The sequence below is a fragment of the Rhizobacter sp. P3_B12 genome (assembly GCF_056402895.1).
The window spans coordinates 1-941 of the sequence record NZ_JBFUGN010001525.1 but is presented as its reverse complement, the minus strand read 5'-3'; the positions used below and the strand labels follow the sequence as shown (position 1 = coordinate 941).

Annotated in this window: 1 protein-coding gene; it reads left to right on the top strand. The window is 74.9% G+C overall.

The features are described 5' to 3' along the window. A partial coding sequence (locus AC1D01_RS36615) for a KR prefix domain-containing protein (protein ID WP_477874703.1) occupies positions 1 to 941 on the top strand: 941 nt, incomplete at both ends.

Below are 941 nucleotides of genomic sequence, written 5' to 3'. Positions count from 1 at the left end.
CTGCCGTTCATCTCGAACGCGTCGGGCCGCGTGATCACCGCGGCCGAGGCGGTCGATCCTGCGTACTGGGGCCGCCACCTGCGCGGCGCGGTGCGCTTCGCCGACGGGCTGCGGGCGGCGTTCGAGGTGCCGGGGCGTGCGCTGCTGGAGGTCGGCCCCGGCGCGACCTTGAGCAGCCTCGCGCGCCAGCATCCGGGTGCGGCCACGGCCGTGGGCGTGTGGGCCAGCCAGGCCCATCCGCAGCAGCATGCGCGCAATGCGCAGCAACTGGCCGGCACGGTGGCCGCGGCCTGGGTCGCGGGGGTGCCGATCGACTGGTCGGCCTGGCGCGAGGGCGCCGCGCGGCGCCGCGTGCCGCTGCCCACCTATGCCTTCCAGCGCCGCCGGTACTGGGTGGAGGCCGGCGAACAGGCTGCGCCGAAGGCCGACGGGAACATCTTCTACGCACCGAGCTGGCAGCGCAGTGCAGCGCCGCGGCCGGCCGCCGGATCCGAGCCGGGCGGCCACGTGCTGGTGCTCGGCGACGTGGACAGCATCAGCGCCAGCGTGCTGCGCGAGCTGCGCCAGCGCGGCGCGCGCGTCAGCTTCGCGCAGCCCGGCGCGCGCTTCGCCCGCAACGCGGCACAGCAGTACACCGTGCGGCCGGCCGAGCGTGCCGACTTCGACGAACTGCTGAACGCGCTGCAGGCCGACGGCCCATTGACGCAGGTGCTGCACCTGTGGAGCCTCGACGGCCAGCGCGGCGCGGCCGCGAGGCCGAAGCTGGAGCTTGGCTACCTGAGCCTGCTGGCGTTCGCGCAGGCGGTCGAGGCAAAAGCCATCGAACCGCTCGCGCTGACCGTCGTCACCGACCGCCTCGAAGACGTGACCGGCACCGAGCCGCTGGCGCCCGAGAAGGCGACGCTGCTCGGCCTCGCGCGGGTGATGGGCCAGGAGATCCC